Origin of the sequence: Pseudoalteromonas sp. SD03 (assembly GCF_040937955.1) — a bacterium.
GTDB lineage: Bacteria > Pseudomonadota > Gammaproteobacteria > Enterobacterales > Alteromonadaceae > Pseudoalteromonas > Pseudoalteromonas tetraodonis.
Map to the genome: position 1 here is coordinate 209,574 of NZ_CP162514.1, position 26,671 is coordinate 236,244.

Sequence of the window (26,671 nt, forward strand, 5' to 3'; positions counted from 1 at the left end):
GAAATAAAATGAATTTAATGCAATTGCGCGCGCAATTTCCTGCTTTAATGCAAACTGTTGATGGCAAGTCACCGGTGTTTTTAGATGGGCCAGGTGGCTCACAAGTACCCCAGTCGGTACTCAGTGCCATGACCGCTTATTTAGGGCATTACAATTCAAACTTGGGCGGTGCGTTTTTCTCAAGTGACAAAACGGTTGAGCTGATGGCGAATGCGCGTCAAGCGGCGGCTGATTTGTTAAATGCGCCCAGTGCACAAAATATTGTGTTTGGCCCTAATATGACTAGCCTAACATTTAGCTTTAGCCGAGCAATTTCACGCAATTGGCAAGCAGATGATGAAATTATAGTGACCAATGCTGATCATTTTTCAAATGTATCGTCTTGGCAGCAAGCCGCTGAAGATAAGGGCGTTGTGGTTAATACTGCACTGGTTAATGAAGCCGACTGCAGTTTAGATATGGCGCATTTTGAAAGCCTATTAAACAGTAATACTAAATTAGTTGCCGTTACGTATGCCTCAAACACCACGGGATCAATTAACGACATTAAACGTATTATAGAGCTTGCTCATAATGTGGGTGCGTTGGTGTATGTTGATGCGGTGCATTATGCGCCACATGAACTGATTGATGTACAAGCGTTAGATTGCGACTTTTTAGCTTGTTCTGCATATAAGTTTTTTGGCCCGCACTTAGGCATGGTTTATGGTAAAACTGAGCACTTAGAAGGGTTTACACCTTATAAAGTAGAGCCTGCAAAAGATGTTGCACCAGGTCGCTGGGAAACCGGCACACAAAGTTTTGAGGCACTTGCAGGCTTTATTGCGGCGGTTGATTACATAGCGGCGATTAGCGAACTTGATGACAGTCACTCACGCCGAGAAAAATTACGTGTTGCGTTTGCTAAAACAAAACAACATGAAATGGCATTGAGTGAATACTTTTTAACGCGTCTAGTTAACTACCCAAAAATTAAGTTGTTTGGTATAGACGATTTAGAGCGTTTGAGTGAGCGTACCCCTACGTTCGCACTGACCTTTGAAGGGTTAGAGCCTCGCCAAGTGTCTGAATTTTTGGGTAAACACCACGTGTGTGTCTGGGATGGTAATTTTTACGCCCAAGGTTTATGCAAACAACTGGGTGTGCTTGATAAGGGCGGCGTAGTTCGCATTGGTTGTATGCACTACAACACCCTAGAAGAAATGGACACTTTGTTTGACTTGTTTGATGAGCTGATTTGAAGCTGTCAGCTATAAGCCGTCAGCTTTCAGTTTAATGCAAATACTTGACAGTAGTCAGCAGTTAGTTAATTTCTGACCGCTGACCGCTGACCGCTGACCGCTGACCGCTGACCGCTGACCGCTGACCGCTGACCGCTGACCGCTGACCGCTTTAGCTTTGTGGCGTTCCATAAATTTGCTCTGCTCGATTAAACAATACCCATGAGGTTAAAATATACTTATCGTTTGATACTGGCTTATTGCCTCTATGTGTATGCGTGAAATACCCTGGGGCAACCACCATGGAGCCTTTTTTAGGGGCTATTTTTTTATTTTGATAATAAAACTCGGTTTCTCCGCCTTCTTCAACATCATTTAAATAAAACATAAATAACAACACCCGATGCAGTGCTTCATTATGCTGTAGCTGCGGATACACCTCACTGTGCCAATACGGATAACCGCCTTTATTTACTTCGTATTTTTGCGCTTGAATATTACCGAGTCTAAAAATTTGCTGTACCAATAAGGGGAGTTGTGGTTTACCTACCTCGTCATAGTTGGCGTGAGTTAAATCAACCGGTTGTCCTGTTTTTGGGTGATATACCTTTAAACCAAATGCCCCAATCATCATAAAAATATGTTCTTCAATGTAGTTGAAAACATACTGTGCAGTGGTTTGTTGAATATGTTTTAATTGTTCTGCGTATTCAGGATGATTGTTTAAGTATAAGTCGTGGCTATCTTTTTTATTAAGATCAACACCGCCCGATGTCATCCCTTGTTTAATATGCGGGCTTTGAGAAAAGGTAGTGATAAAGTTATCGCAAAATTCATTACTGAGCGCGTTGTCATACACGCGGATAAAGTCCGTCATGAGTTACCTGTTTAATTATTATTGGATTATTATGTTTACTGAAAAAGTGATGCCGCGTTTTAGCGAAACGGATGCACTCGGACACATCAACAATACCGTACTCCCCGTATGGTTTGAAGCGGCCCGAGTACCTATTTTTAAATTTTTTACGCCAGATCTAAATCCACACAACTGGAAGTTAATCATTGCTAAAGTTGAAGTGTCGTTTGTTGGCGAACTATTTTATGCCCATGAGGTGACAATTAACACCAGCATAGAGCAAATTGGCAATAGTTCATTTGTGATCCGCCAAGAAGCATGGCAGCAAGATAAGTGCTGCGCCATTGGTAAAACGGTGATGGTACGTTATGACTTTGTTAGTAAAACAAAGCAACCACTTTCGACTGATGAAAAAGCCGCATTAACACAGCACCTTGTAGCAGTTAGTTAATCGCAGCTTAACTATGACAAGCTGGATGTTTAGTTAAATATTGCCCCAAGGCAATGACTTGTTTTTCTGAAAAGCGCAGCCCAAGCTTTGTTCGTCGCCAAAGTATATCTGCGCTGGTTCTTGCCCATTCATGGTTTACTAAGTAATCAACTTCTTGCGCATACAGACCATGACCAAAGTGATAACCTAAATCGCCGATTGCTTGGCTGTTCCCCAGTAATTGATAACTAAGCGTGCCATAGCTGCGAACCATACGTTTTAAGGTGTCGATTGCCAGCCAAGGGTAGCTACTTTCTAACTGAGCGATAAGGTATGTTTGGTTACTAAAGTCGCCGCCTGGTAAAGGGGCATCTTTCGTCCACGAGCCACTCATCTTTGGGTAAAAAGGCACTAATTTATTGACGGCATTTTCTGCAAGCTTTCGATAGGTAGTAATTTTACCGCCAAACACACTTAATAAAGCGGCATGATCGGTGTCGTTGCTTAATATCAGCTTGTAATCACGGGTCACCGCTTGAGCATCTGTTGATTTGTCATCTAATAGTGGCCGCACCCCACTAAAGCTGTGCACAATATCGGCCGCGCTTATTGTGTTTTTAAAGTAATGGTTAGTGATACTGATAAGATACTGTATTTCTTGCTCACTAATTTTTACATCAGCAATATCGCCGGTGTACTCTTCATCAGTGGTGCCAATCAGTGAGTAATCTTGCTCATAAGGAATGACAAATACAATGCGGTTATCTTCATTTTGTAAAATATAGGCAACTGGCTCATCGTGGAGTCGGGGCACTACAATATGACTGCCTTTCACAAGGCGAATAGTGTGCGGTGTGGGCTGGGTAAATACATCTTCAAATAATGACGCGACCCATGGGCCTGCGGCATTTACAACACTTTTTGCCTTTATATTTAGGTGCTGCTTGCTGGCTTGTTGCTCTAAAATCACATCCCAATAATCTGCGTTACGCGTTGCTTTAATGCAGCGCGTGCGTGTTGCAATGGTAGCGCCTAAATTATGAGCCGCTTGGGCGTTTAAAATCACTAAACGTGCGTCATCAACCCAGCCGTCTGCGTATTCAAAGCCTTGGGTAATGCTGCTGTTAAGAACGCTATCGCTGTTAAACTCAATCGCCTTTGAAGCGGGTAAAGTATTACGCTTGGCTAGGTGGTCGTAAATAAATAACCCCACACGAATCATCCATGGCGAACGTAAATGTGCTTGGTGCGGCAGTCGAAAAGACAGTGGCCACATAATATGCGGCGCTTTTTTTAATAGCACTTCACGTTCACGTAATGCCTCTCTTACCAATCTAAATTGATAATTCTCTAAATAGCGTAGCCCGCCATGAATAAGCTTGCTGCTATTAGAGGAGGTGGCTGAGGCTAAATCGTTTTGCTCACACAATAATACTTTTAAACCGCGACCACTGGCATCGGCAGCAATGCCAGCGCCGTTAATACCGCCGCCAATAATGAGTAAGTCATATTCGTTGTCGTGTGCGCTCATAGATTTTACTCACTCTCGCCGTCATTGCTATTAGAAAGTCTAACTTGTGCAATGCAATGTAGCCACTTTGCGTATAAATCGTTGCGCTCTTCACTGCTCATGGTTGGTTCAAAGCGACGATCGCTTTTCCACATGCTGGCAAGCTGCGCAGTTGATTCATACACCCCAGTTTGCAAACCGGCTAAGTAAGCAACCCCTAACGAAGTGGTTTCGGTTAGAGTGGGGCGCTCAACGCTTGCGCCTAAAATATTGGCTAAAAACGCCATTGCCCAATTATTGTTTGCCATGCCGCCATCAACTCTTAGAATACTAGGTCGGAGTCCGTCACCTTCCATAGCTTTTTGTAAATCTTTGGTTTGATAACCCACCGACTGCAAGGCAGCTGCAACAATAGTGCTAATGCCTGAGTCTCGGGTTAGGCCCAAAATTGCGCCTCGGGCATTTGCATCCCAATAGGGCGCACCTAAGCCTGTAAACGAGGGAACCAAGAATACCCCATGATCCAAGGGAACATCTTTGACGAGGGCTTCACTTTCACCTGCGTTTTCTAATAACTTTAAGCCCTCTACTATCCACTGCATGGTGGCACCAGCCATAAAAATACTGCCTTCAATCGCATAGGTGGGTTTGCCGTTGAGCCGATACGCAAGAGTGGTTAATAAACGATTATTTGATTTTAGTGCTTTATCACCAGTGTTAAGCATTAAAAAGCAGCCCGTTCCGTAAGTACTTTTTGCCATTCCTTCTTCAAAACAAGCTTGACCAATTAAGGCGGCTTGTTGATCGCCTGCTATACCGCAAATTGGAATTTCACCACCAAATAGCTCGCTTGCAGTCACCCCAAAGTCAGCCGCTGAGTCCATTACCTCAGGTAGCATCGACGCTGGAATATTAAATAAAGCCAGTAACTCTTCATCCCAGCATTGCTGATGAATGTTAAACAGTAATGTACGAGAGGCATTGGTAGCATCGGTTTTGTGAGCTTTACCGTTAGTGAGTTGCCATAGCAAGTAGGTATCTATCGTACCAAATGCTAGTTCACCTGCGTGTGCTTGCTCTTTAGCGCCTTTGACGTTATCTAAAATCCAACGAATTTTGGTTGCAGAAAAGTAAGGATCGAGTACTAAACCGGTTTTATCATTCACCATTTGTGTATGCCCAGCATGACGTAAATTATCGCAATAGTCACTGGTACGTCGGTCTTGCCACACAATCGCATTGTAGATAGGTTGCCCGGTTTTTTTATTCCACACTAAGGTGGTTTCTCGTTGGTTAGCAATGCCAATGGCAATAATGTCGGCGGCAGTGACTTGTTGCTGCGATAATACGTTTTTAACGCTGCTTAATACGGTTTGCCAAATATCTACAGGGTCATGTTCAACCCAACCATTTTTCACAAAGTGTTGAGGGAAGGTTTGTTGAGCCGTGTCAAAAACCTCGGCATCTTTAGTGTATAAAATAGCTCGAGAGCTTGTCGTTCCTTGGTCAATCGAGAGTATGTATTTAGACATAAAAAATAGTGTTGTTTAATTTAGATAAAGACAGCTTGTCTTTAAGCTAAACGAATAGCAATGCTTTTGCACCATAATGGTTAAAATTATAGATGAGCGAAAGGTAGGAGAGGGAGGTGAACACTCAATTCTGGCGCCTACAATTTAATAGGCGCCAAATAACAACAATTAATTAGCATCCGTTAATTGTTGATGTAGCCAATCTTTTAATACCATTCGGTCGTGTTTTAACTGCTGCATGGCTTCATCATCGATAGGTGAGTCTTGTAACTCAAGCACTCGAATTTCTTTATCGATTTCATTATATTGTTTTGCTTTGGTTGCAAAGTTTTCATCGTTTGCATTAAGTTTTGCAATAGTTTGCGTGTAATCAGGAAAGTCTTTAGTTAATGAATGGTCTTCGCCTAACATAGGTTACTCCTTAAATGGCTGTTGCATAATGCACGTCACGTTATATAAAAATGATCAGTGACTTGGGGTGTCCCCATACAACAGAGCTTGGGCTGATCTAAAATAAATCAACCGTTGTTGGTTGTTAGTGTGTCTATTTATGTTTGCTAGGCTGCAAAACACTGACACCTGCAAAGGCTTCAGTTAGAATATGCCTGCGACAGGCCCTAATTACTTTGAGTACTTTATTACATGCTTTTAATGATCGATAACTACGACTCGTTCACCTATAACTTGGTACAGTATTTTCAGCGCTTAGATCAAGACGTGTTGGTAAAACGTAACGACCAAATAACGCTGAGTGAGATCAAACAGTTAAACCCAGATCATATTGTGATTTCTCCAGGGCCTAAAAACCCGACTGAAGCGGGAGTGTCGTTATCTGTGGTAGAGCAGTTTAAAGGAGTTTATCCTATATTAGGTATTTGTTTGGGGCACCAAACCATTGCTCAAGTGCTAGGTGGTAAAGTAGTGCGAGCTAAACAGGTTATGCATGGAAAAACATCGCCTATTTATCATCAGCACCAAGGCATGTTTAAGGGCCTACCTAATCCACTTACGGTGTGCCGCTACCATTCATTAATTGTTGAAGCGCATTCATTGCCAAAGGAGTTAGAAGTAACAGCATGGACTCAAAGCATCGCTGGGCAGCGTGATGAAATTATGGGATTATTACATAACGAGCTCGCACTTGAAGGTGTGCAATTTCACCCTGAAGCGATTTTGACCGAGCAGGGCTTAGCTTTACTTGATAACTTTTTAACGCGCTTCTAGGCTTATACCTGCAAGCTATTTACTTTTTGCCCTAAGATAGAGCTTATGACCGACATATTGCAGCAACAGCGTATTGTTAATGTGCTAAACCAACGAGCGCATGATTTGCTACTGGGTCATAGTTTTGCCAATCAGCAAATTGGCTTTATTCATACCTTAGATCTTAATGACGGCAAACCCGTTAAAAAACGCACATTATTAGAAGTAGAAGTAGCTGCGCAGCAAAAGCGCCAACAAAAAAGCTCTTCATATCAAAAGTTACAGGCTAAAACCAGTCAAAAACTCCATACCGTTATTGAAAGCGTGATTGCTAAACGTCTTGAAGACATCGATTTTGTGATTAAAGACACCATTGGCATAGAAGATAACGTGTGCGCCATACTCGATATACTGGCTACTCGCGCCGCCTCGGTTGGCCGTTTAGAGCCACTAATTAACGATTTAAGTTGGTTGGGGCGAGAACTAGTTACCTTAGTTAATTTACCCTTTTATCGTAAGCAGCGCAGTAAAACCACCTCAGTAAAAGTAGACTCGCCTGCATTAGCATTGCGTTATGTAGGCTTAGATAATTTACAGCTGGTAGTACCTACTTTTGCAGTGCGTCATTGGATGCCACATAGCACAGAACCATTCACGTTATTAAAGCGCAGGTTAAAAGACAACACCATGTCGTGTGCCATTGCAGCGCAAACGCTTGCCCAGCTTAACGGGGTAAACCCAATGCATGCGTTTACATTGGGCATGTTACTTAATGTAGGGCAAATTGCTTTAGTGCGCTTATACCTAAAAGTGTTTGATCAGGTATGGCAGCGCAAAGTACTGCGTGCTCGTGAAGAAGGTGATAAAAACCTACACACCGCGCTATTAGAGCTAAAACCAGATCCGTTATTTTTAACAACACTGCTACACGAAAAATCACTGCTTGTCAGCGCCAAGGTCATAGAAACCATGTCGTTCAAATATTTGCCCTTTAACAGTGTTATGCAGCAGTTAGTGAATGGGGTTGAAAAGGGCGATAGTTTATTGCCATTATCGCAAGTGATTTTAAAGGCTCGCTGTTATTCTCAATATTTAAATTTAAAAGAGCACCAGCTGATTGAAGACGATGAATTACAAAGCTGGTTTAGCTATTATCAGTTCACTAAAAAAGAGTTAGATACCCTAAAAACAGGTAATTTTACTAATTTGGCACTTCAAATTGATTAAACCTGTTAATTTTTTTGCGACTATTCATTCACTTTAATTCTACTTATTCATGTGCAGTTGATTTATAAGCGCCATGCTTTTTTCGTTGTAGAGGCGCTCACTAAGGTAAATGCACATCATAATTAGCTCTCAAATAGTTATTCACTATCTATGAAATAATATCTTAAGCCCTTTATTTTAAAGGGGTACATGAAAGTTTTTGAAGAGACATCCCCCTAAATTTCTGAAATAATGAGCGCCTGAAAATTGAACCACAACGTAGTTTCAGGCAAATATACAGTTATTAATTTTTGCCGGCACATTTGGTTATTAACAATAATCACACCCCTATTCTACTGCTTTGTGATGCACACAATTAAGAGGAAATAAAATGACAGTCAATCGCGAATTATTTGATCACGTAATGGTTCCTAACTACGCACCTTCAAGCGTAATTCCTGTTCGAGGCGAAGGCTCTCGTGTATGGGATCAACAAGGACGAGAGTTTATCGACTTTGCTGGTGGTATTGCCGTTAACTGTCTTGGCCATTGCCATCCTGCATTAGTGGGCGCATTAAAAGAGCAAGGCGAAAAAATTTGGCATTTATCAAATGTAATGACCAACGAGCCGGCACTTCGCTTAGCTAAAAAAATGGTTGATGCGACATTTGCTGAAAAAGTTTACTTTGCAAACTCAGGCGCAGAAGCAAACGAAGCGGCACTTAAGTTAGCGCGCCGTTTTGCGCTTGATAAATTTGGCGCAGAAAAATCGCAAATCATCGCCTTTAATAAAGGTTTCCATGGCCGTACATTCTTCACCGTTACTGTAGGCGGTCAAGCAGCCTATTCAGATGGTTTTGGTCCTAAGCCAGGCGACATTGTTCATTGTGATTACAATGACCTTGCCGCATTTGAAGCACTGATCAGCGATAACACCTGTGCGGTAATGATGGAGCCAATTCAAGGTGAAGGCGGTATCATTTCGCCAACTGACGAATTTGCACAGGGCGTTCGCGATTTATGTACTAAACACAACGCACTGCTTATTTTTGATGAAGTACAATCAGGTGTTGGCCGTACAGGTGAGCTATACGCATACCAAGGTTTAAACGTAGTGCCTGATATTTTAACCTCAGCAAAAGCTCTCGGTGGCGGTTTCCCAATTGGCGCTATGCTAACAACCACTGATATTGCACAGCATCTTAAAGTGGGTACACATGGTTCTACTTACGGTGGTAACCCATTAGCGTGTGCAGTTGCAGAAGCTGCATTTGATACTGTAAATAACCCAGAAGTTTTAGCGGGCGTTAAAGCAAAGTCGGCGTTATTTACTGAGCTATTAAATGCCATTAACGACAAGTACAACGTATTTAGTGAAATTCGTGGCCAAGGTTTATTAATTGGTGCTGTGGTAAACGAGCAATACAAAGGCCGTGCAAAAGAGTTTTTAGTTGCCGGTACTGAGCATGGCTTAATGTCATTGGTTGCTGGTGCTGATGTGGTTCGTTTCACACCTTCTTTAGTAATACCAGAAGCGGATATTCGCGAAGGTATGGCACGCTTTGAAAAAGCAGTAGCCCACGTTGTAAATGCGTAATTGCTAATTCAACTTCTTTAGGGGCAAACGTAGTTTGCCTTGCAGTTCCTATTTACCGTTATATATAAGGGAGTAAGCGGATTCATGATGATCCTTCGCCCAATCCAAAAAAGTGATTATGCAGCTTTAGTAACCATCGCCGACGAGTCGGGACATGGCTTTACTTCTTTGCCTAATAATGAAGAGTTATTACAAAAGAAGATAGCGCATTCAGTTAACTCATTTACAAAAACGACATCACAACCAGGTGATGAGGGTTACTTATTTGTTCTTGAAGATACTGAAACTGGTGAAGTAGTCGGTACTTCAGGTATTGAAGCCGCAGTTGGCTTAGATGACGCATTTTATCATTATCATTTGAGTAAAGTGATTCACTCTTCGCGCACGCTAGATGTGTATAAAGCGGTAGATATTCTCACCCTTTGTAATGACTACACTGGGGCGACAGAGCTGTGCACACTGTTTTTAAAAAACGGCTATCGTAAAAATTGTAACGGTAAGCTGCTTTCAAAAGCACGTTTTATGTTTATAAAACAGCATCAACAACGCTTTGCACAAACCGTTATTGCAGAAATGCGCGGTGTATCTGACGAAAACGGTAGTAGCCCATTTTGGCAGTGGCTTGAAGAGCACTTTTTCTCTATGGACTTCCCAACGGCAGATTATCTGACGGGAATAGGGCAAAAAGTATTTATTGCTGAGCTTATGCCTAAATACCCAATTTACGTCAACTTATTGAGTAAAGACGCGCAAGCGGTTATAGGTCAAGTGCATGACAATACGCGCCCTGCAATTCAACTATTAAAAAGTGAAGGCTTTACTTTTAATGGTTACGTTGACATTTTTGATGCGGGCCCAACCGTTGAAGCAAAAGTAGATAACATTGCGACAATTCGTAATGCACAAAACTTTAGTGTTGAAATTGGCGAAATGACAGGCGATACCATGGTGTTGTTAGCCAATGACAAGCTTGAAGACTTTAGAGCAACCGTTGTTCCTATGACATTTGATTCGCGATCAAACAGCCTAGTGCTTACGCAAGAACTTGCTGATGCATTACATTTGAAATCGGGCGATTTTGTTACGGCTACCCCAGTTTAATTTAGGAGAAAGTATATGACTCATCCTGCACAATTTATTAATGGTCAATGGTCACCAGGCCAAGGCACCGAATTTAACTCAGTTAACCCTGCAAATAACGATGTTATATGGCAGGCATCAGCTGCAAGCGCTGAGCAAGTAGATAGCGCCGTAGCCTCTGCGCGTGAAGCATTTTATAGCTGGGCTGATAAAAGCTTTGCGCAGCGCTTAGAAATTGTAAAAACCTTTGCTGCAACGTTAAAAGAGCATAGCGAAGAGTTGGCTGTGGCAATAGCTCAAGAAACAGGTAAGCCACTTTGGGAAACGCGTACTGAAGCGGGTGCCATGGTCGGAAAAATTGCCATTGCTGAAAAAGCATTTTTAGAGCGTACCGGCGACGTTGAAAACGCGATGCCGCAAGGCCGTGCGATGATCCGCCATAAGCCACACGGTGTTGTTGCTGTATTTGGTCCTTATAACTTCCCTGGGCATTTACCAAATGGCCACATTGTACCTGCACTTTTAGCTGGTAATACCGTGGTATTTAAACCCTCTGAACTAACACCTATGGTGGCTGAGCTAACCCTTAAACTATGGGAAAAAGCCGGTTTACCAGCAGGGGTTATTAACCTTGTACAAGGTGAAGTTGAAACAGGTAAAGCACTGGCGTCACACAAAGGCATTGATGGTTTATTCTTTACTGGGTCTTCTCGTACGGGTCATATTTTACATGAGCAGTTCGCAGGTCAACCAGATAAGATTTTAGCGCTTGAAATGGGTGGTAATAATCCGCTAATCGTTAAAGATGCAGAAGATACGCTTGCTGTTGTGCACGATATTGTGCAATCTGCGTTTATCTCAAGCGGCCAACGCTGTACGTGTGCGCGTAAATTGTTTTTACCAACAGGTGCTAAAGGCGATGAAATTTTAGCACGCCTAATTACAGCCACTAAAGCAATCAAAGTTGGTAATTATGGCGATGCTGACCAACCATTTATGGGCTCTATGATTTCAACGGCCGCTGCCGCTGGAATGGTTAAAGCACAAGATGAGTTAAAGGCCATGGGTGGCGAAGTGCTGGTTGAACTTGAGCACACAGCAAACACTGGTTTTGTTACACCGGGTATTATTGAGTGTACAAATATCAATGACTTCCCAGATGAAGAGCATTTTGGTCCGCTTCTAAAAGTATTCCGTTTTGATGACTTTGACCAAGCAATTGATAAAGCAAACGACACGAGCTTTGGTTTATCAGCAGGCTTACTCAGTGATAACCAAGCTGACTACGATCATTTCTTACGTCGTATCCGTGCGGGTATTGTTAACTGGAACCGTCCTATTACCGGTGCATCAAGTGCAGCGCCGTTTGGCGGTATTGGTGCCTCAGGTAACCACAGAGCAAGCGCTTATTATGCCGCTGACTACTGTGCATACCCTGTTGCGTCTGTGGAACTTGAAAAAGTAACCATGCCAGCAACACTAAGCCCAGGTTTAAAAATCGATTAACTGATTTTTAAACTAGTAATAAATCACTAAAAAAGCAGCTTCGGCTGCTTTTTTTGTACTGCAATCTCACAAAGCTAGCAATTATCAGTGCTTTCTGCTTAAATTAAGCAACCAGTATTTTTGAGGTAAGTAGACAATGGTTTTAAACAGGCAAGGGTACGATGACTTAATAATGTACCTAACTCAGAACTTAGCGTTGTTTGAAAAACCAGGTGAAATAAAGCCAGGTGCACCAACGGTTATTGAGTTAATTGAAGATGTAATTGCCGAAAATGTCATACGCATTTGTCAACAACACCCCGATCTATCTACAGAGCAGCGTAGTCAAATTGTACGCGAAGTTGATGGCATTGTTTACGACTTACAAGAAGTACTCAGCAGTGTGACTTCTCACACCGTCACAGTCGAACAGCATGCTTTTATTGATGAGTTTGCTGGGCTAGTCAAAAACTTATTTGATAACGCTATTAGTTAATATTTCCCCCTTTAAACCACGCTTTATTCGCTATTTAATTTTAAATGCGCGCGAGTGTCTGCGTGTAATGAATATAAATTATTGAGATAAAACAATGCAAGCAAATGTAAAATGGGTTGAAGGTAATACTTACATCGGTCGCTCTAACAGCAATCATAATGTCGTGTTTGATGCGGGCAGTGACGGAGCCGCACCTAGCCCAATGGAAATGGTATTGATGTCGGTTGGTGGTTGTTCATCGGTTGATGTGGTGAGTATTTTAAAAAAAACTAAGCAAGAGTTCTCATCAGTAGATGTGCAGTTAACCGCTGAACGAGCAGAAACAGCCCCGCGCGTGTTCACCAAAATTAATTTACACTTTGTTGTAACCGGTAATAATGTGTCTGAAAAGCACCTAGAAAGAGCGGTTTCGCTTTCGGCAGAAAAGTATTGTTCAGTTGCATTAATGCTTGATAAAACAGTAGAAATTACCCACAGCCATGAAGTTGTTCAAGATCAGGGAAAATAACGCTTTTTCCGTGAGTAAAATTCGTATAAAATCCGCGAACTTTTCATTCTGCAGGTGCAGATTTCACTAATTTATAGGTTGGTTTATATGAACAAACCCTTCGATAAACTTAAACTTCATGGCTTTAATAATTTAACTAAAAGCCTAAGCTTTAGTATTTACGATATTTGCTATGCAAAAACAGAGCAACAACGTAAAGAATATATAGAATATATCGATGAGCAGTATAGTGCAGATAGACTAACCGACATTTTAGGTGATGTGGTTGATATTATTGGTGCCAATATTTTAAATATTGCACGTCAAGATTACGAGCCACAAGGTGCCAGCGTAACTATTTTGGTTTCAGAAGAGCCGGTAGAAGAGCAGCAAAATTATGATGCTGACGAAGCACCAGGGCCGTTACCTGACTCAGTGGTTGCACACCTTGATAAAAGCCACATTTGTGTTCACACGTACCCTGAAGCACACCCTGATGATGGTATTTGTACTTTCCGTGCTGATATTGAAGTATCAACCTGTGGCATTATTTCGCCACTTAAAGCGTTAAACTTCTTAATCCATAGCCTTGAGTCTGATGTGGTTACAATTGACTACCGTGTACGTGGCTTTACCCGTGATATTAACGGCGTTAAACATTACATTGACCATGCAATTAACTCGATTCAAAACTTCATGACAGAAGATACTAAAGAAGCGTACCAAATGATGGACGTGAACGTGTATCAAGAAAACCTGTTTCATACCAAAATGATGTTAAAAGAAACCGATTTAAATACGTATTTATTTGGTTTATCTACTGATGATTTGTCAGATGACGAAGAAGAAGAGATTCGCTCAAAACTAACACGTGAAATGCAAGAAATATTCTATGGTCGTAATCTGCCAGATACAGAATAATAGCAACGCATTAAATAAAAAATGGCGCTCACTGAGCGCCATTTTTGTATGTGTTGTTTAATGCTACTTAACCAGTAATAACTCGGTTTGTCGGCCATTTAGATACCACACACCGGTTTTATCAAACAGGGCGTCTTCTTCTAGCATTATTCTTATTTCTTTATTCCACGGCTTTATAAACACCGCATTGTTAAGCTCAATAGAATAAGCGGTATTTAAATGCAGTGGGTAATCGCCATCACCCGGCACACCTTGCTGTGAATCCCACATGCCTAATGTCGTGCCAGCTGCATGGCCATGATAGCCAAGCGGGTGCGTATAAATAGTGGGTTTTAAACCTTGTGCAATGGCTTTTTCGCGGGCGGCTTTTAATACCTGATTACCCGTTTTACCAGCTGTAAATTCAGCCGTAAAAATGTCCTGTAGCTTATTCCCCTTTTTTAACGCATCAACAAGGTAATCTGGGGCTTTTGTCTCGCCTGGTTTTAAAACATACGCATGTTGTTGAGTGTCGGTATTTAGGCGTAAATACGTAATACCAAAATCAACATGCAGTAAATCGCCAGCTTGAATAACATTGTCGGCATAGCCATTGGTAAAACTGTCTTCGTGGTCGAACGATTTACTGTCGGCGCGTTGTATTGCAATACTTGGGTGAAACCACGTTTGCAGTTTAAGCTCCCTTACGCGCTCTCTAAACCACCATACTAAGTCGTCGCTGGTTGTTTTGCCCACCGTAATTACTTTATTTGAAAAGCCCTCAGCAATAATAGAATGAGCAATAGCAACAATGTGTTTGTACATGTCCACTTCTTCTGGAATGCGTTGCTCTAACCATGCAACAGCCAGCGGCTCGGCTGAGGTTATTTTATTTTTATATGTCGCAGGTAAGTTGGCCATTAAAGTGGTGTAATCGCCATGCACTAAGCCATCAGCGTGTGCCCAGTCTGTAGATGTATTGAGAGCAATATTTCGCGGTTGGTATTGCTCAATAAGCTCATTAAGAGCAAGCCACTGATTGGGCTGGGCTTGCTTGTCCCATGCCTTTTTAAACACATTCCCTATTTTATAAGGCGCAATAGCAAAAGCATCCACAGCCCCTGAGGCATTGCGTGCTAGCACTAAAATGGTGGTGCGTCTTGCCGACAACCACGTTGCTGGCAGCATGGTTTTTAATATCGGATCTTCATTATATTCGCGGCTTACCATTAGCCACATATCTATATTGTGTTGCTGCATTAATGTGGGTAATAACGTATTGATGCGTTTTTCGGTAATGCTATCGATAAACGCGGCCCTGTCTTTCATTGATAAAATAGTCGGGGACTCAGCGGCTTTAATTACAGGGCTAAGAAGTATGAGTATAAAGGCTAATAAAAAAACGCATTTATTGTTTTGCATAGTTGGCTTATTTTTAGGCGAATATATAAGCTAACATCTCACAAGCAATACGATAAAAAAATCATTTGCGATAAACCGCAGGCACAAAAAAGCCCAGCAAAATACTGGGCTTTTTAGAGTCAAAACGTTTAGCTAAGCATGCTGTACAGTAACGCACACACGGCTAACGAACCGACCGCCAGTACAAATAAGGTACTTAAACGGTTACGGTATTTTTGTAAGCTAGGTACTTTGTAAACCGCAATCATTGGCATAATGAATAAAATCATCGCAATGATTGGGCCCGATAACTGATCCATCATATCTAGTATGCTTGGGTTTTTAACCGCGCAGAACCAAATAGCGAAAAACATCAGTACCGCACCCACTTTGTCAGCCACTTTAGGGCTCATGCTTGAGTGTTTAGTCACTAACCCAGTAAAGCTTTCGCGCGCCCCTAAAAAGTGACCTAAAAACGACGACATAATAGCAATAAAGGCAACCAAAGGTCCCAGCGTTGCAATGAATGAGTTTTCTGTAATATTAGCTAAGTAAGACAAAACAGAAACGTTTGCCGCTTTAGCTTCTGCCATTTGTTCACCAGTAAGTGATAGCACACATGAGAACACAAATAACAAAACAAAGGTGATCAATAATAAGCTAGTACGTTTTAGAATCGCTTCTGACTTAGACGTTGCTAGTTCACCGTAGTGGCTGCGTTGTTTATTAACAAAGCTTGAAATAGCCGCTGCATGGCTAAACGAAAATACAATAATAGGAATTGATAACCAAAGTGTTTTACTAAAGCTGCCTAGCTCAGGCAAACTTGTATCCGGCATTTGCCAGCTTGGGATTAAATACAGCGATAAAAAGAATAATATACCCACTAACGGATACACTAAAATAGCAAAGGCGCGCAGCATTAAGCGCTCACCGCCCATCATTAAGCCAATCATCAGCGCAACTAAGATACCCGATAAGGCAACGCGTGACGGCGACTCCATCCCTAGCTGATTGACCATAAAGCTGTCTACCGTATTGGTTAAACCCACACCGTAAATAAGCAAAATAGGAAAAATTGATAAAAAGTATAACAAGGAGATCAGTCGACCCGCATTTACGCCAAAGTGCTCTTCTACCACATCGGTAAAATCAGCCTCTTTATTTTTTGACGATAATACAAAACGCGCCAAGCCACGGTGGGCTAAAAAGGTCATCGGAAAGGCTAAACACGCCATAATAATCAGCGGCCAAAAACCACCAATACCAATGTTAATCGGTAAAAATAAAATACCTGCACCTACTGCGGTGCCAAAAAGACTAAGTGTCCACTGCGTATCATGCAGATTCCATTTTGATTTAGACGTGTGTGCGTCTTGTGCTGGTGCATTTGAAAGCGTTGCACCTTGAGATGTTGTCATGTGTGTGTATCCATTATTTATCATAATAATTGCGCCGAAGAATATAGTTTTTAGGCACTCATTTCATGTGTTTTTATGTCTTGGATATAAATTTGTTGTAGCGTATTAGTTACTGACTGTCACGAATATGAAACAGTGTTTAAAAGCTGCGCAATTAGTGCAGGAATATGCCGCGAAATGAGTGAATAATCAGCATGATTGGTGTGAAAGGCGGGACATACAATCTGAAAAGTTATTTTCAAGTCAATGTTTACTTGGTATAGATTAACTCAGTGAATGATTGATAAGTGTACTTATGAGAATTGAGAATACTTGGCCACTTTCTTGCTCAGTTAATTTATAGCTAAAAACTCAAAACGGGTTTTATCCTGTAATATTGAAGCCATTAATCGGAACTTCATAAGAGATTTTTTCTAAACTCGGTTATACTTTCAACAATTCAATAAGCCAAATGAAGTAAATAGGCCGCTAATTGCAATGAGCAAAGACATTCTTTTCCATACTATTTTTGTGCACGAAACCAGTAAAACATGGGTAGTATTTGTCCATGGCGCAGGGGGTAGTTCGGCAATCTGGTTTCGTCAGCTTAAAGCTTATAAAAAAGAATATAATGTGTTGTTGCTTGATCTTCGTGGTCACGGTAAATCTAATAACCTACTACAAAACTTTGTTAATAATAACTATTCATTTAATAATGTCTCTAAAGACATTATCGATGTGTTAGATCATAACAATATCACCAGCGCACACTTTGTTGGTATTTCATTGGGCACAATTCTTATTCGAAATATTGCAGAAATTGCCCCGCAATATGTTTCTAGCATGGTGCTAGGTGGAGCGGTTACTCGTTTTAATACTCGTAGTAATACATTGGTTTATTTAGGCAATACCTTTAAACACTTGTTGCCTTACATGTGGCTGTATCGTTTATTTGCTTTTATTATGATGCCGAAAAAGCGTCATAAAGAGTCTCGACTTTTGTTTGTTCGTGAAGCAAAGCGCTTGTGCCAAAAAGAGTTTATAAAATGGTTTAAATTGGCTATGGACGTAAATCCTTTAATGCAATATTTCAAAGAAAAAGACATTGATATACCCATTCTTTACATTATGGGTAAGGAAGATCATATGTTCCTTGGCCCTGTTAAAGAAACGATTAAACGCCATAAAAATAGCGTACTGCAAACCATTCACCATTGCGGCCATGTCTGTAATGTAGAACGTCCTGACTTATTTAATAAGCACTCGCTGGCTTTTATCGCCCAGCAAAATCGTTAAGGTTTGTAGAAAGAATAAACCCAACGGGATATAGAGCTGCTCGCGACTCTAAGCCCGTAGCCCGCAGCTCGTAGGTATATATTGAAACAGTTCTTATTCTTCGAGTGCTGAAACCACAAAATACGGATTCAAATACTCATCTTTGGTGTTGTACAAAAGCGGGCTGCCATCAAGTTGAGTGACTTTTGCACCGGCTATTTCGGCGATGGCATGGCCAGCTCCGGTATCCCATTCACAAGTTGGGCCTAAGCGCGGATATATGTCGGCGCTGCCTTCGGCGACTAAACACAGTTTCAGTGAGCTGCCTTTTGACACCATTTCAACCTCATCAAAGCGTTTTACAAATTCAGCTAAATCAGGGGAAGGGTGCGAGCGGCTACCTACAACACGAATAAGGCCTTTGTTAGGCTTGGTGGTGACTTTAAGCTCGATGCGCTCATCGCCTTTATCTTTAAAAGCACCAATGGCTTCGGCGGCTAAATAAGATACACCCAGTGCAGGGGCATCAACCACGGCTAAAACCGGTTTGCCGTTTTCGATTAGGGCAATATTAACGCTAAACTCGCCGTTCTTTTTTATAAATTCTTTGGTGCCATCGATTGGGTCAACCAGCCAGTAGCTTTTCCATGTTTGGCGTACATCCCAACCAATATCGGCACTTTCTTCACTAAGCACAGGAATATCGGGGGTGAGCTCTTTTAGTCCTGCACTAATGATTTTATGAGCTGCTAAGTCGGCGTCGGTTACAGGGCTTTCATCGGCTTTGTACTCAACGTTAAAGTCTTTATTGTAAATACCCATAATCGCGCTTCCCGCTTTGCGGGCGAGAATAAGGGTTTCTTCTAGCAGTTCAGTTTGGTTCATTACATGGGCCTATAGTATATGCTGATGTTTTAGATACGTTATCAGCTGAGCTACCGATTGGTCTAGGGTGTTTTTACTGGTATCTAAAATTATTTCAGGATTAACCGGCGGCTGGTAAGTTGAATCAATCCCAGTAAAGTGTTTAATTTCACCGGCGCGCGCCTTTTTATATAAGCCTTTTGGATCGCGGCTTTCGCACACCTCAAGAGGGGTGTCGATAAAAACTTCGATAAATTCACCCTCATCTACTAATTCACGAACCATGTCGCGCTCAGCTTTAAAAGGAGATATAAACGCAGTAAGGACTAACAAACCAGCGTCAACCATTAGCTTGGCGGTTTCGCCTACGCGGCGGATATTTTCAACGCGATCGGCATCGCTAAAGCCTAAATCTTTACATAAACCATGGCGTACATTGTCGCCATCAAGTAGGTACGTGTGCGCGCCTTGCTGATTGAGTGCCGCTTCTAAAGCATTCGCAACGGTGCTTTTACCTGAGCCAGAAAAACCAGTAAACCATATAATAGCGCTCTTATGCTTTTTTTGTTCGCTGCGCTGTACTTTAGTGGTGGCGTAATTATGCCAAACAATATTGTTATCCATTTGCTGTGTCTCTTTATGCTATAAGCGCGGGCATTAAAACGGAAATACCAGCGGGATCAAAGTTAGTACGGTAATTGAATAAATAATAGAAAGGGGTAGCCCCATCATTACATAGTCTTTTAGTCGGTAGTTACCCGCGCTATAAACCATTAAGTTAGTTTGATAACCAAAAGGTGAAATAAAGCTGGCTGAGGCGCCAAATGCAACCGCCATAATAAACGGTAAAGGTTCTACGTTAAAGCCAATAGCCAATGAGTAGGCAACCGGAAACGACAGTGCCGCTGCGGCGTTATTAGTGATCAATTCGGTAAATAACACCGTCATTAAAAAGATTGCGATAAACGCGCCATAAGGGCCAAAGTCGCCTAGCACTACAAACATGGCGTCTGATATTTGCCCAGCAAGGCCGGTGCCTATCATCAGCTTAGCTAAACCTATGGCACTGCCTACTACGGCAAGTAACTCAATAGGAAAGCGGCGTTTTATTTCGCTCAGCTTAATCGTGCCACACAACATCAGCCCAATAAGTAACACTAATAAGCCTTTAACCAGCGGTACGGTGCCTAAAATACTTAATCCCAGCACACCTGCAAAACTTAACAATACAATGTTTGATTGTTTTGCACCGAGGTGGGTTTGTAAATCAAGACCTGAAATATACACAAATTCGCGCTTTAAGTTAGTTAAGTCATAAAAGCTTTTACCAGGGGCGAGGATTAATGAATCACCCGCTTGTAAGCGCACTTGTCCAAGCCCGCCTTGTAAGCGGTCATGTCCACGGCGAATAGCAATAACGGCCGCATGAAATTGTTCTCTAAAGCGGGCTTCTTTTACTGTTTTGCCAATTAACTTAGACGACTGACTAACGACAACTTCAACGAGGTGTTCTATGTCTTTTTCGTGTTTGTCATGCACCACTTTTAAGCCGTCAAAGCGAGTGAGCAAAGGTACCGACTTTATATCGCCTACAAACAGCAGTATGTCGTCTTGTTGAATAATATGTTGGGGGGTCACGGCGCAAATGCGATTGCCATCGCGAATAATTTCAGCCAAAAACAAGTCTTTTAAATCGCGTAAACCGTTTTCTTCTACGGTGCGGTTTATTAGTTTAGAGCCGGTTTGTACTTTCCCTTCTAAATAAAAAGGCACCACCTCTTGGCTATTTTTGCCGTTGTCGGGCAGGCATTTTAGCATCACTAAAATAGTGATTAAGCCCACACTGAGTGCGCCTAAACCCACTAAGGTAAAATCAAAAAAGCCTAATGGCGCCATCCCCGCATCTACTGCAAAGCCATTTACGATTAAGTTAGTAGAGGTACCGATGAGTGTAATAGTACCGCCTAAAATTGCGGTGTACGACAAGGGTAGCAACAGCTTTGAAGGGGAGTGGTTTGGGTTATCTTTTATGGCGGTAATTAAGGAGGCAACCACCGCGGTATTGTTAGTAAAGGAAGACAAAAACGCTGTAGAAAGCCCAAGCTTGGTCACTGATTTAACTAAACTGCCACTGGATAACGATTTAGCTAAGCGTTGAATAAGCGTGGTTTTTTCTATCGCTATCGACACTAAAATTAATAACACTAAGGTAATTAATGATGGGTTAGTATAATTAACCAGCATGTTTTCTAAGTCAATGAGCCCAGTTAGGTAGCTGGTGCCTATGGCACTGACAAATAACCACGCAGGGTTAATACGGGTGCCAAATAGGCACCCGACTAAAAGCAACATAATGCCTGTTAAAATGAGCTGTTCTACCATGCTTTAAATATTCCTAACAGGCGGTTATTAAACGTTATAGCTTTGAAATATCAAGCGCTTGCCAATGTGGAAAGTGCTTGCGTACGAGGGCATTAAACTCAACTTCAAAGTCGCTAAATTTACCCGCATTTTCTTCACTTTGTAGTACCTGTTCTATCATTCCTGCTGCAACCGTTAAGTTTGATAAACGGTCAATAAGAATAAACGAACCAGTTTCATGATTGTGATGGTACTGATCCGCTAAAATAGTCTCGGTCAGCTCGAGTGTCACAATCGCAATTTCGTTTAATTGTAATGAATCTGCGCTGCCATGCTCTAGGGTGTTTACATCAATAGTGTGGTCTATTTTTGTGACCATAGCCGAGGTGTTTTTGCTGCCTAGTTTTAGGTTATAGCTTTTACCTAGTACTAATGGCGATTCGTGCATCCACACAATTTTAGCCTGTAATTGGTTGGTTACTTGCGCTTGCGAATTCGCAGGCACAATAACGTCCCCTCGGCTAATATCTATTTCAGTATTAAGAGTAACCGTGATTGCTTGGCCTGCTTCGGCGGTGTCGAGGTTGCCATCAAAAGTCACAATCTCTTTAATATTGGATGTTTTACCTGAAGGCAGTACTTTTATCTCATCGCCAACGCGTAATTTACCTGAGGTCAGCGTGCCTTGAAAACCACGGAAGTTTAAATTAGGGCGTACCACATACTGCACCGGAAGGCGCGCTTCAAAACCAGTGTCGATTTCAGCTGCCGGAGAGTCTTCTAACAGCTCAAGCAATGGTTTGTCGGTGTAATAAGGAGTGTTTGCAGAGCGAGTTACTACATTATCGCCTTTAAGCGCCGACATAGGCACAAACTTGATGTTTGATACGTTAAGTTGCTCGGCAAATTTTAAATAATCGGCTTTAATTTTTTCATAAACGGTTTCGTCAAAATCAACAATATCCATTTTGTTAACCGCAACCACAAACTGTTTAATGCCTAATGAGTCACAAATAAAGCTATGGCGCTTAGTTTGTACCTGCACGCCATAACGTGCATCCACTAAAATAATGGCAATATCACTGGTTGATGCACCCGTTACCATGTTACGGGTGTACTGCTCATGCCCAGGGGTGTCGGCAATAATAAACTTACGCTTAGCGGTTGAGAAATAACGGTACGCTACGTCAATTGTTATGCCTTGCTCACGCTCAGCTTGTAGGCCATCAACTAACAATGCTAAATCAAGTTCTTCACCGGCATTACCTACTTTTTCGTTATCTTTATGAAGTGCAGCTAGCTGATCTTCATAAATTTGGTGACTATCGTGCAGTAGGCGTCCAATTAGGGTTGATTTACCGTCATCCACACTGCCACACGTTAGCATACGTAATAAGCTTTTATCTTGTTGACGTGCTAGGTAAGCGTCTATACCAATTTCTTTTACTTCGTTAAATGTATCGTTATTTAGGTTAGACATTAGAAATACCCCTCACGTTTTTTCTTCTCCATAGAGCCTGCTGAATCATGATCAATCACCCGACCTTCACGTTCAGATGACGACGATAGCAACATTTCTTCAATAATTTCTGTTAGGCTGCTTGCCGTTGATTCAACCGCGCCAGTGAGTGGATAACAGCCTAAGGTTCGAAAGCGAACCGACTTCATTTGCGGTACTTCACCTTCATTAAGCGGCATGCGATCGTCATCTACCATGATTAAGGTACCGTCGCGTTCTACTACTGGGCGCTCTTTAGCAAGGTACAGTGGCACCATTTCGATATTTTCTTGATAAATGTATTGCCAAATATCTAGTTCAGTCCAGTTAGATAATGGGAATACACGAATACTTTCACCTGGATTCACTTGGCTGTTATAGGTATTCCAAAGCTCAGGACGTTGGTTTTTAGGATCCCAGCGATGGTGTTTATCACGAAATGAATACACGCGCTCTTTAGCCCGTGATTTTTCTTCATCACGGCGTGCGCCACCAAATGCTGCATCAAAACCGTACTTATTCAGCGCTTGCTTTAAGCCTTGAGTTTTCATGATATCGGTATGTTTACCCGAACCATGGGTGAATGGGCCTACACCCATTTCGATGCCTTCAGGGTTTTTGTGTACGATTAAATCAAAGCCATACTCTTTGGCTAAACGGTCGCGAAACTCAATCATTTCACGAAACTTCCAGTTGGTGTCTACGTGTAATAACGGAAACGGAATTTTTGCAGGGTAAAATGCTTTACGAGCTAAATGCAAAAGTACCGATGAGTCTTTACCAATTGAGTAAAGCATAACTGGGTTCTCAAACTCAGCGGCGACTTCGCGCATGATTTTGATACTTTCAGCTTCAAGTTGCTGAAGGTGAGTTAAAGCCATTGTTGGTCGTCCTACTAAAATGATTAAATTAAAATCTGTTAAACTACGCTACGTCTGTCAGCGGTTGAGCAAAGCTACTGATCTGTGCTTTTTCGCCAAACCAGTGTAATTCTTGATGCAGCGAAGCTACTTCACCAATAATCAGTAAAGCGGGTGAAATAATTTGATGCTGCTCAATGAGCTGCGCTAATTGGTCTAACTGTCCTGTGACAACACGTTGATTTTTGCGTGTGCCGTTTTCAATTATGGCCACTGGTGTTGTTGCTGCTCGCCCATGTTTTAATAGCTCGGCTTGAATATGCGGCGATTTAATCACCCCCATATAAATAGCCAGTGTTTGGTTTTTTTGTGCAAGCGACTGCCAATTAAGCTCTTGGCCTTCCTTTTTGCAGTGGCCGGTAACAAATTGAATAGCTTGAGCATGGTCGCGATGCGTTAAAGGAATACCTGCGTAGGCACTACATCCCGCGGCTGCCGTTATACCTGGCACTATTTGGTAATTTACGTTATTGGCTGCCAGTACTTGGACTTCTTCGCCACCACGGCCATAAATAAATGGGTCGCCCCCTTTAATTCGGCACACTTTTTTACCTTGTTGTGCTAAATCAACCAACATCTTATTTGTATCTTCTTGAGCTACGCTGTGATCGCCTAAGCGTTTACCCACACAGATTAAATCGGCATCGCGACGCACTAATTCCATAATCTCATCGGATACCAAGTAATCATATACCACCACATCGGCTTGTTGCATTAGTTGCAGCGCTTTTAGTGTGAGTAGCTCTGGGTCGCCAGGGCCTGCACCGACTACGTATACTTCGCCTTCTGGTTCAACTTTGGCATCCAGCATTTGCTCTAGTTGTTGCTCAGCGCCATGGGTATCACCGGTTTGGACTTTGCTTACTACTGATGAATCAAACACGCCTTCCCAAAATTGGCGACGATCAGCAAAATGTTTAAAGCGTTGCTTTACTTTATGGCGAAAGCCACCGACCAAGTTAGCGAGTGGGCCGATATGCTGCGGAATAAGTGTTTCGAGCTTTTCACGTAAGCGCCTTGCTAAAACCGGCGCGGTACCTGCACTTGAAATCGCAATGGTAATTGGGTTGCGATCAACAATAGAGGGGAAAATAAAAGTACATTTAGGTTGATCATCCACCACGTTCACAAACACATTACGCGCATTGGCGAGTTCAAATACGGTGTTGTTTACTTCATCGTTGTCGGTGGCGGCAATAATCAAAATTTTGCCATCAAGATGCGACTCTTCAAAATAGGCATCTATTAATGTTACTTCATTATTATGCGCATGTTCTTTTAATTCTTCGCAAAACCAAGGGGCAACTAGCGTTACATCGGCACGTGCTTTTAAAAACGCACGGCATTTTCGCAAGGCAACCTCTCCACCGCCAACAACCAATACGGGTTTGTTGTCGAGTTTGGTAAAGATAGGTAAATATTGCACTGAATAACGCCCCTAAAAAATAATAAAGTGTTTAATACACAGGCAGAATATAGTGGCTATTGATAAGTAAAAAATAATTAAATCTTAGTTGATATTCTTAAAAGTTATATGAATCATGTTTTTTAGGTCTAAATCGTATTTAGTAAGGGGTAGAGTGACATTTAGTATAAAAAACGCGCTTATAGTGTTTGGTTATGAGCTATAGCAAGTTTAAGCTATGATGCTCTTATATAGTTTAAGGTCACACAATTTCATAGGCATAAAATGACAAACAATACTCAAAACGCCACGCTAGCCGTTAGCTTAATGGACTTAACCAGTTTAAACACTGATGATAGTCAAGCCAGTATTAACGCATTAGTAAACAGTATAAACCCTAAGCTAGGCACGCCTGCTGCGCTTTGTGTGTTTAGTGAATTTGTTGATGACGCTAAAATAGCACTTGCTAATCGCTTATTGAGCCATGTAAAGGTGGCCACCGTAACTAACTTTCCCTCTGGTGATGCGCCACTCAATGAAGTACTCAATGAAACCCTGATAGCCATAGAGCGGGGGGCCGATGAAATTGACCTAGTTATTCCTTATAAAGCGCTTTTAAAAGGTGAAGCCGATACCGTGCTGGAATACGTTAGTGAAAGTAAAAAGGTATGTGGCAGCCGTGCTAAGCTCAAAGTGATCATTGAAACTGGCGAGCTAAAAACAGCAGCATTTATTACTCAAGCAACCGAACTTGCCATCCAAGGCGGAGCTGATTTTGTAAAAACCAGTACAGGAAAAGTAGCAGTAAATGCCACGCTTGAAGCAACTGAAATAATGCTTAAAGCCATCAAAAAATCATCAAAGCGAGTTGGTTTTAAGGCTGCTGGTGGAGTCAAGACCGCAGTAGATGCAAATGCTTATTTGCAGCTAGCAACCGAGATTATGGGGCATGATTATTTAGCACCAGAAACATTTAGGTTTGGCGCTTCATCGCTGTTAAATGACGTTTATAAGGTGTTGAATGAAGCGCAGCAGTGATGCCGAAAAACAACAATTAGAGCACGATGCGGCCAAGTTGTTTTTGCGATGTTATGAACAGCAAATGGGAATTCATATGCGCCATATTTGGCACAATGAACCAAATAGACCCGATGTAAGCTGTTATCAAGAAAATCAGAAACTCGATATAGAGGTGGCGCATTTATACGCCAGTGAAACGGAAGCCATGGCCGTGTTAGGCCGGCCACTGTCGATACAAATGCAGCGTGATTTAGCCGACATGGCGCAACAACCAAGCGAACACCGGTTGCAATCAGCGTTGGAGCGCTTATTAAAACAAAAAGCGACTAAGCGTTATTATTCAAAGCGTACGTGGTTGTTAATTCGTAACGCTAGTACTATTTGGCATAAGAGCGACTTTGAAGCGGCAGTCAAAAAAGTATGTTTTCCAAATACCCATCAATTTGAACAAATATGGTTACTGTGTGATTTTTATCGCGGTGAGTTATTACGAGTAGATTAAAAGCGGCTATAGAGTAGCCGCTT

General features: G+C 41.9%; 25 protein-coding genes. 13 read left to right on the forward strand and 12 right to left on the reverse strand.

The features are described from left to right. Positions 1-8: 8 nt before the first annotated feature. Positions 9-1,241, forward strand: a complete 1,233-nt coding sequence (locus tag ABZP26_RS01015) for a cysteine desulfurase-like protein (RefSeq protein ID WP_368485234.1) — start codon at positions 9-11, stop codon at positions 1,239-1,241. 151 nt (positions 1,242-1,392) lie between these two features. On the opposite strand, the gene ABZP26_RS01020 is transcribed toward ABZP26_RS01015, so the two are convergent. Then, positions 1,393-2,097: a 2OG-Fe(II) oxygenase gene (locus ABZP26_RS01020; protein WP_368485235.1), complete on the reverse strand. Its 705-nt coding sequence runs from the start codon at positions 2,095-2,097 to the stop codon at positions 1,393-1,395. A 31-nt stretch (positions 2,098-2,128) separates the two neighbouring features. On the opposite strand from ABZP26_RS01020, the gene ABZP26_RS01025 reads away from it, so the two are divergent. Beyond that, the gene (locus ABZP26_RS01025) at positions 2,129-2,527 is read left to right on the forward strand and encodes a thioesterase family protein (RefSeq protein WP_024602231.1); all 399 of its coding nucleotides are present in this window, start codon (positions 2,129-2,131) and stop codon (positions 2,525-2,527) included. A 7-nt stretch (positions 2,528-2,534) separates the two neighbouring features. On the opposite strand, the gene glpD is transcribed toward ABZP26_RS01025, so the two are convergent. The 3 genes from glpD to ABZP26_RS01040 form a co-directional block, all read right to left on the reverse strand. Next, a complete protein-coding gene (glpD, locus tag ABZP26_RS01030; protein ID WP_024602230.1) occupies positions 2,535-4,037 on the reverse strand; it encodes a glycerol-3-phosphate dehydrogenase in 1,503 nt (500 codons plus the stop codon). Positions 4,038-4,042: 5 nt separating this feature from the next. After that, positions 4,043-5,548, reverse strand: a complete 1,506-nt coding sequence (glpK, locus tag ABZP26_RS01035) for a glycerol kinase GlpK (protein ID WP_368485236.1) — start codon at positions 5,546-5,548, stop codon at positions 4,043-4,045. Between the two features lie 168 nt (positions 5,549-5,716). Continuing rightward, the gene (locus tag ABZP26_RS01040; protein WP_013463823.1) at positions 5,717-5,959 is read right to left on the reverse strand and encodes a YdcH family protein; all 243 of its coding nucleotides are present in this window, start codon (positions 5,957-5,959) and stop codon (positions 5,717-5,719) included. 231 nt (positions 5,960-6,190) lie between these two features. On the opposite strand from ABZP26_RS01040, the gene ABZP26_RS01045 reads away from it, so the two are divergent. From ABZP26_RS01045 to speD, 8 genes are all read left to right on the forward strand, one after another. After that, positions 6,191-6,772: an aminodeoxychorismate/anthranilate synthase component II gene (locus ABZP26_RS01045; protein ID WP_013463824.1), complete on the forward strand. Its 582-nt coding sequence runs from the start codon at positions 6,191-6,193 to the stop codon at positions 6,770-6,772. A 45-nt stretch (positions 6,773-6,817) separates the two neighbouring features. Next, positions 6,818-7,978, forward strand: a complete 1,161-nt coding sequence (locus ABZP26_RS01050) for an HDOD domain-containing protein (RefSeq protein WP_368485237.1) — start codon at positions 6,818-6,820, stop codon at positions 7,976-7,978. A gap of 370 nt (positions 7,979-8,348) precedes the next feature. Then, positions 8,349-9,554 carry an aspartate aminotransferase family protein gene (locus ABZP26_RS01055; RefSeq protein ID WP_024602228.1) on the forward strand — a complete coding sequence of 402 codons (1,206 nt, stop codon included), beginning with the start codon at positions 8,349-8,351 and terminating at the stop codon, positions 9,552-9,554. A gap of 84 nt (positions 9,555-9,638) precedes the next feature. Further along, entirely contained in the window at positions 9,639-10,655 is a 1,017-nt protein-coding gene (gene astA / locus ABZP26_RS01060; protein ID WP_013463827.1) for an arginine N-succinyltransferase, read from the forward strand. Between the two features lie 15 nt (positions 10,656-10,670). Beyond that, positions 10,671-12,140 carry a succinylglutamate-semialdehyde dehydrogenase gene (gene astD / locus ABZP26_RS01065; protein ID WP_368485238.1) on the forward strand — a complete coding sequence of 490 codons (1,470 nt, stop codon included), beginning with the start codon at positions 10,671-10,673 and terminating at the stop codon, positions 12,138-12,140. A 136-nt stretch (positions 12,141-12,276) separates the two neighbouring features. Next, complete coding sequence (locus tag ABZP26_RS01070) at positions 12,277-12,615, forward strand: DUF3802 family protein (RefSeq protein ID WP_013463829.1); 339 nt, start codon at positions 12,277-12,279, stop codon at positions 12,613-12,615. 94 nt (positions 12,616-12,709) lie between these two features. Continuing rightward, complete coding sequence (locus tag ABZP26_RS01075; RefSeq protein WP_013463830.1) at positions 12,710-13,123, forward strand: OsmC family protein; 414 nt, start codon at positions 12,710-12,712, stop codon at positions 13,121-13,123. Positions 13,124-13,210: 87 nt separating this feature from the next. Continuing rightward, on the forward strand, positions 13,211-14,023 hold the full coding sequence (gene speD, locus ABZP26_RS01080; RefSeq protein WP_013463831.1) for an adenosylmethionine decarboxylase: 813 nt from the start codon (positions 13,211-13,213) through the stop codon (positions 14,021-14,023). 63 nt (positions 14,024-14,086) lie between these two features. On the opposite strand, the gene ABZP26_RS01085 is transcribed toward speD, so the two are convergent. Together ABZP26_RS01085 and ABZP26_RS01090 are read right to left on the reverse strand one after the other, a co-directional pair. Next, positions 14,087-15,424 carry a M24 family metallopeptidase gene (locus ABZP26_RS01085; RefSeq protein WP_368485239.1) on the reverse strand — a complete coding sequence of 446 codons (1,338 nt, stop codon included), beginning with the start codon at positions 15,422-15,424 and terminating at the stop codon, positions 14,087-14,089. A gap of 128 nt (positions 15,425-15,552) precedes the next feature. Continuing rightward, positions 15,553-16,824: an aromatic amino acid transport family protein gene (locus tag ABZP26_RS01090; protein ID WP_028835945.1), complete on the reverse strand. Its 1,272-nt coding sequence runs from the start codon at positions 16,822-16,824 to the stop codon at positions 15,553-15,555. Positions 16,825-17,301: 477 nt separating this feature from the next. Between ABZP26_RS01090 and ABZP26_RS01095 the strand changes: the two genes are divergently transcribed. Beyond that, positions 17,302-18,099 (forward strand): alpha/beta fold hydrolase, encoded by a 798-nt coding sequence (locus ABZP26_RS01095; RefSeq protein WP_368485240.1) that lies wholly within the window; start codon positions 17,302-17,304, stop codon positions 18,097-18,099. 93 nt (positions 18,100-18,192) lie between these two features. Here ABZP26_RS01095 and cysQ read toward each other — a convergent pair whose 3' ends face one another. Genes cysQ through cysG form a run of 6 tightly spaced genes read right to left on the reverse strand, consistent with a single transcriptional unit; the run spans position 18,193 to position 25,147 of the window. Then, the gene (cysQ, locus tag ABZP26_RS01100; RefSeq protein ID WP_368485241.1) at positions 18,193-18,963 is read right to left on the reverse strand and encodes a 3'(2'),5'-bisphosphate nucleotidase CysQ; all 771 of its coding nucleotides are present in this window, start codon (positions 18,961-18,963) and stop codon (positions 18,193-18,195) included. A gap of 9 nt (positions 18,964-18,972) precedes the next feature. Then, positions 18,973-19,566, reverse strand: a complete 594-nt coding sequence (gene cysC, locus ABZP26_RS01105; RefSeq protein ID WP_013463834.1) for an adenylyl-sulfate kinase — start codon at positions 19,564-19,566, stop codon at positions 18,973-18,975. A 33-nt stretch (positions 19,567-19,599) separates the two neighbouring features. Beyond that, complete coding sequence (locus tag ABZP26_RS01110; protein WP_368485242.1) at positions 19,600-21,324, reverse strand: SLC13 family permease; 1,725 nt, start codon at positions 21,322-21,324, stop codon at positions 19,600-19,602. Between the two features lie 34 nt (positions 21,325-21,358). Next, positions 21,359-22,783, reverse strand: coding sequence for a sulfate adenylyltransferase subunit CysN (cysN, locus tag ABZP26_RS01115; RefSeq protein ID WP_368485243.1), 1,425 nt, complete (start codon positions 22,781-22,783; stop codon positions 21,359-21,361). After that, positions 22,783-23,682: a sulfate adenylyltransferase subunit CysD gene (gene cysD, locus ABZP26_RS01120; protein WP_013463837.1), complete on the reverse strand. Its 900-nt coding sequence runs from the start codon at positions 23,680-23,682 to the stop codon at positions 22,783-22,785. Before cysD ends, cysN begins: the two co-directional genes overlap by 1 nt. Positions 23,683-23,725: 43 nt before the next feature. Beyond that, on the reverse strand, positions 23,726-25,147 hold the full coding sequence (cysG, locus tag ABZP26_RS01125; protein WP_016900055.1) for a siroheme synthase CysG: 1,422 nt from the start codon (positions 25,145-25,147) through the stop codon (positions 23,726-23,728). Between the two features lie 264 nt (positions 25,148-25,411). Here cysG and deoC point away from each other — a divergent pair, with 264 nt between their 5' ends. Both deoC and ABZP26_RS01135 read left to right on the forward strand, forming a co-directional pair. Then, positions 25,412-26,164: a deoxyribose-phosphate aldolase gene (gene deoC / locus ABZP26_RS01130; protein ID WP_028835951.1), complete on the forward strand. Its 753-nt coding sequence runs from the start codon at positions 25,412-25,414 to the stop codon at positions 26,162-26,164. After that, positions 26,148-26,648, forward strand: coding sequence for a hypothetical protein (locus ABZP26_RS01135; RefSeq protein ID WP_024602216.1), 501 nt, complete (start codon positions 26,148-26,150; stop codon positions 26,646-26,648). The genes deoC and ABZP26_RS01135 overlap by 17 nt, the downstream gene beginning before the upstream one ends. Positions 26,649-26,671: the final 23 nt, after the last annotated feature.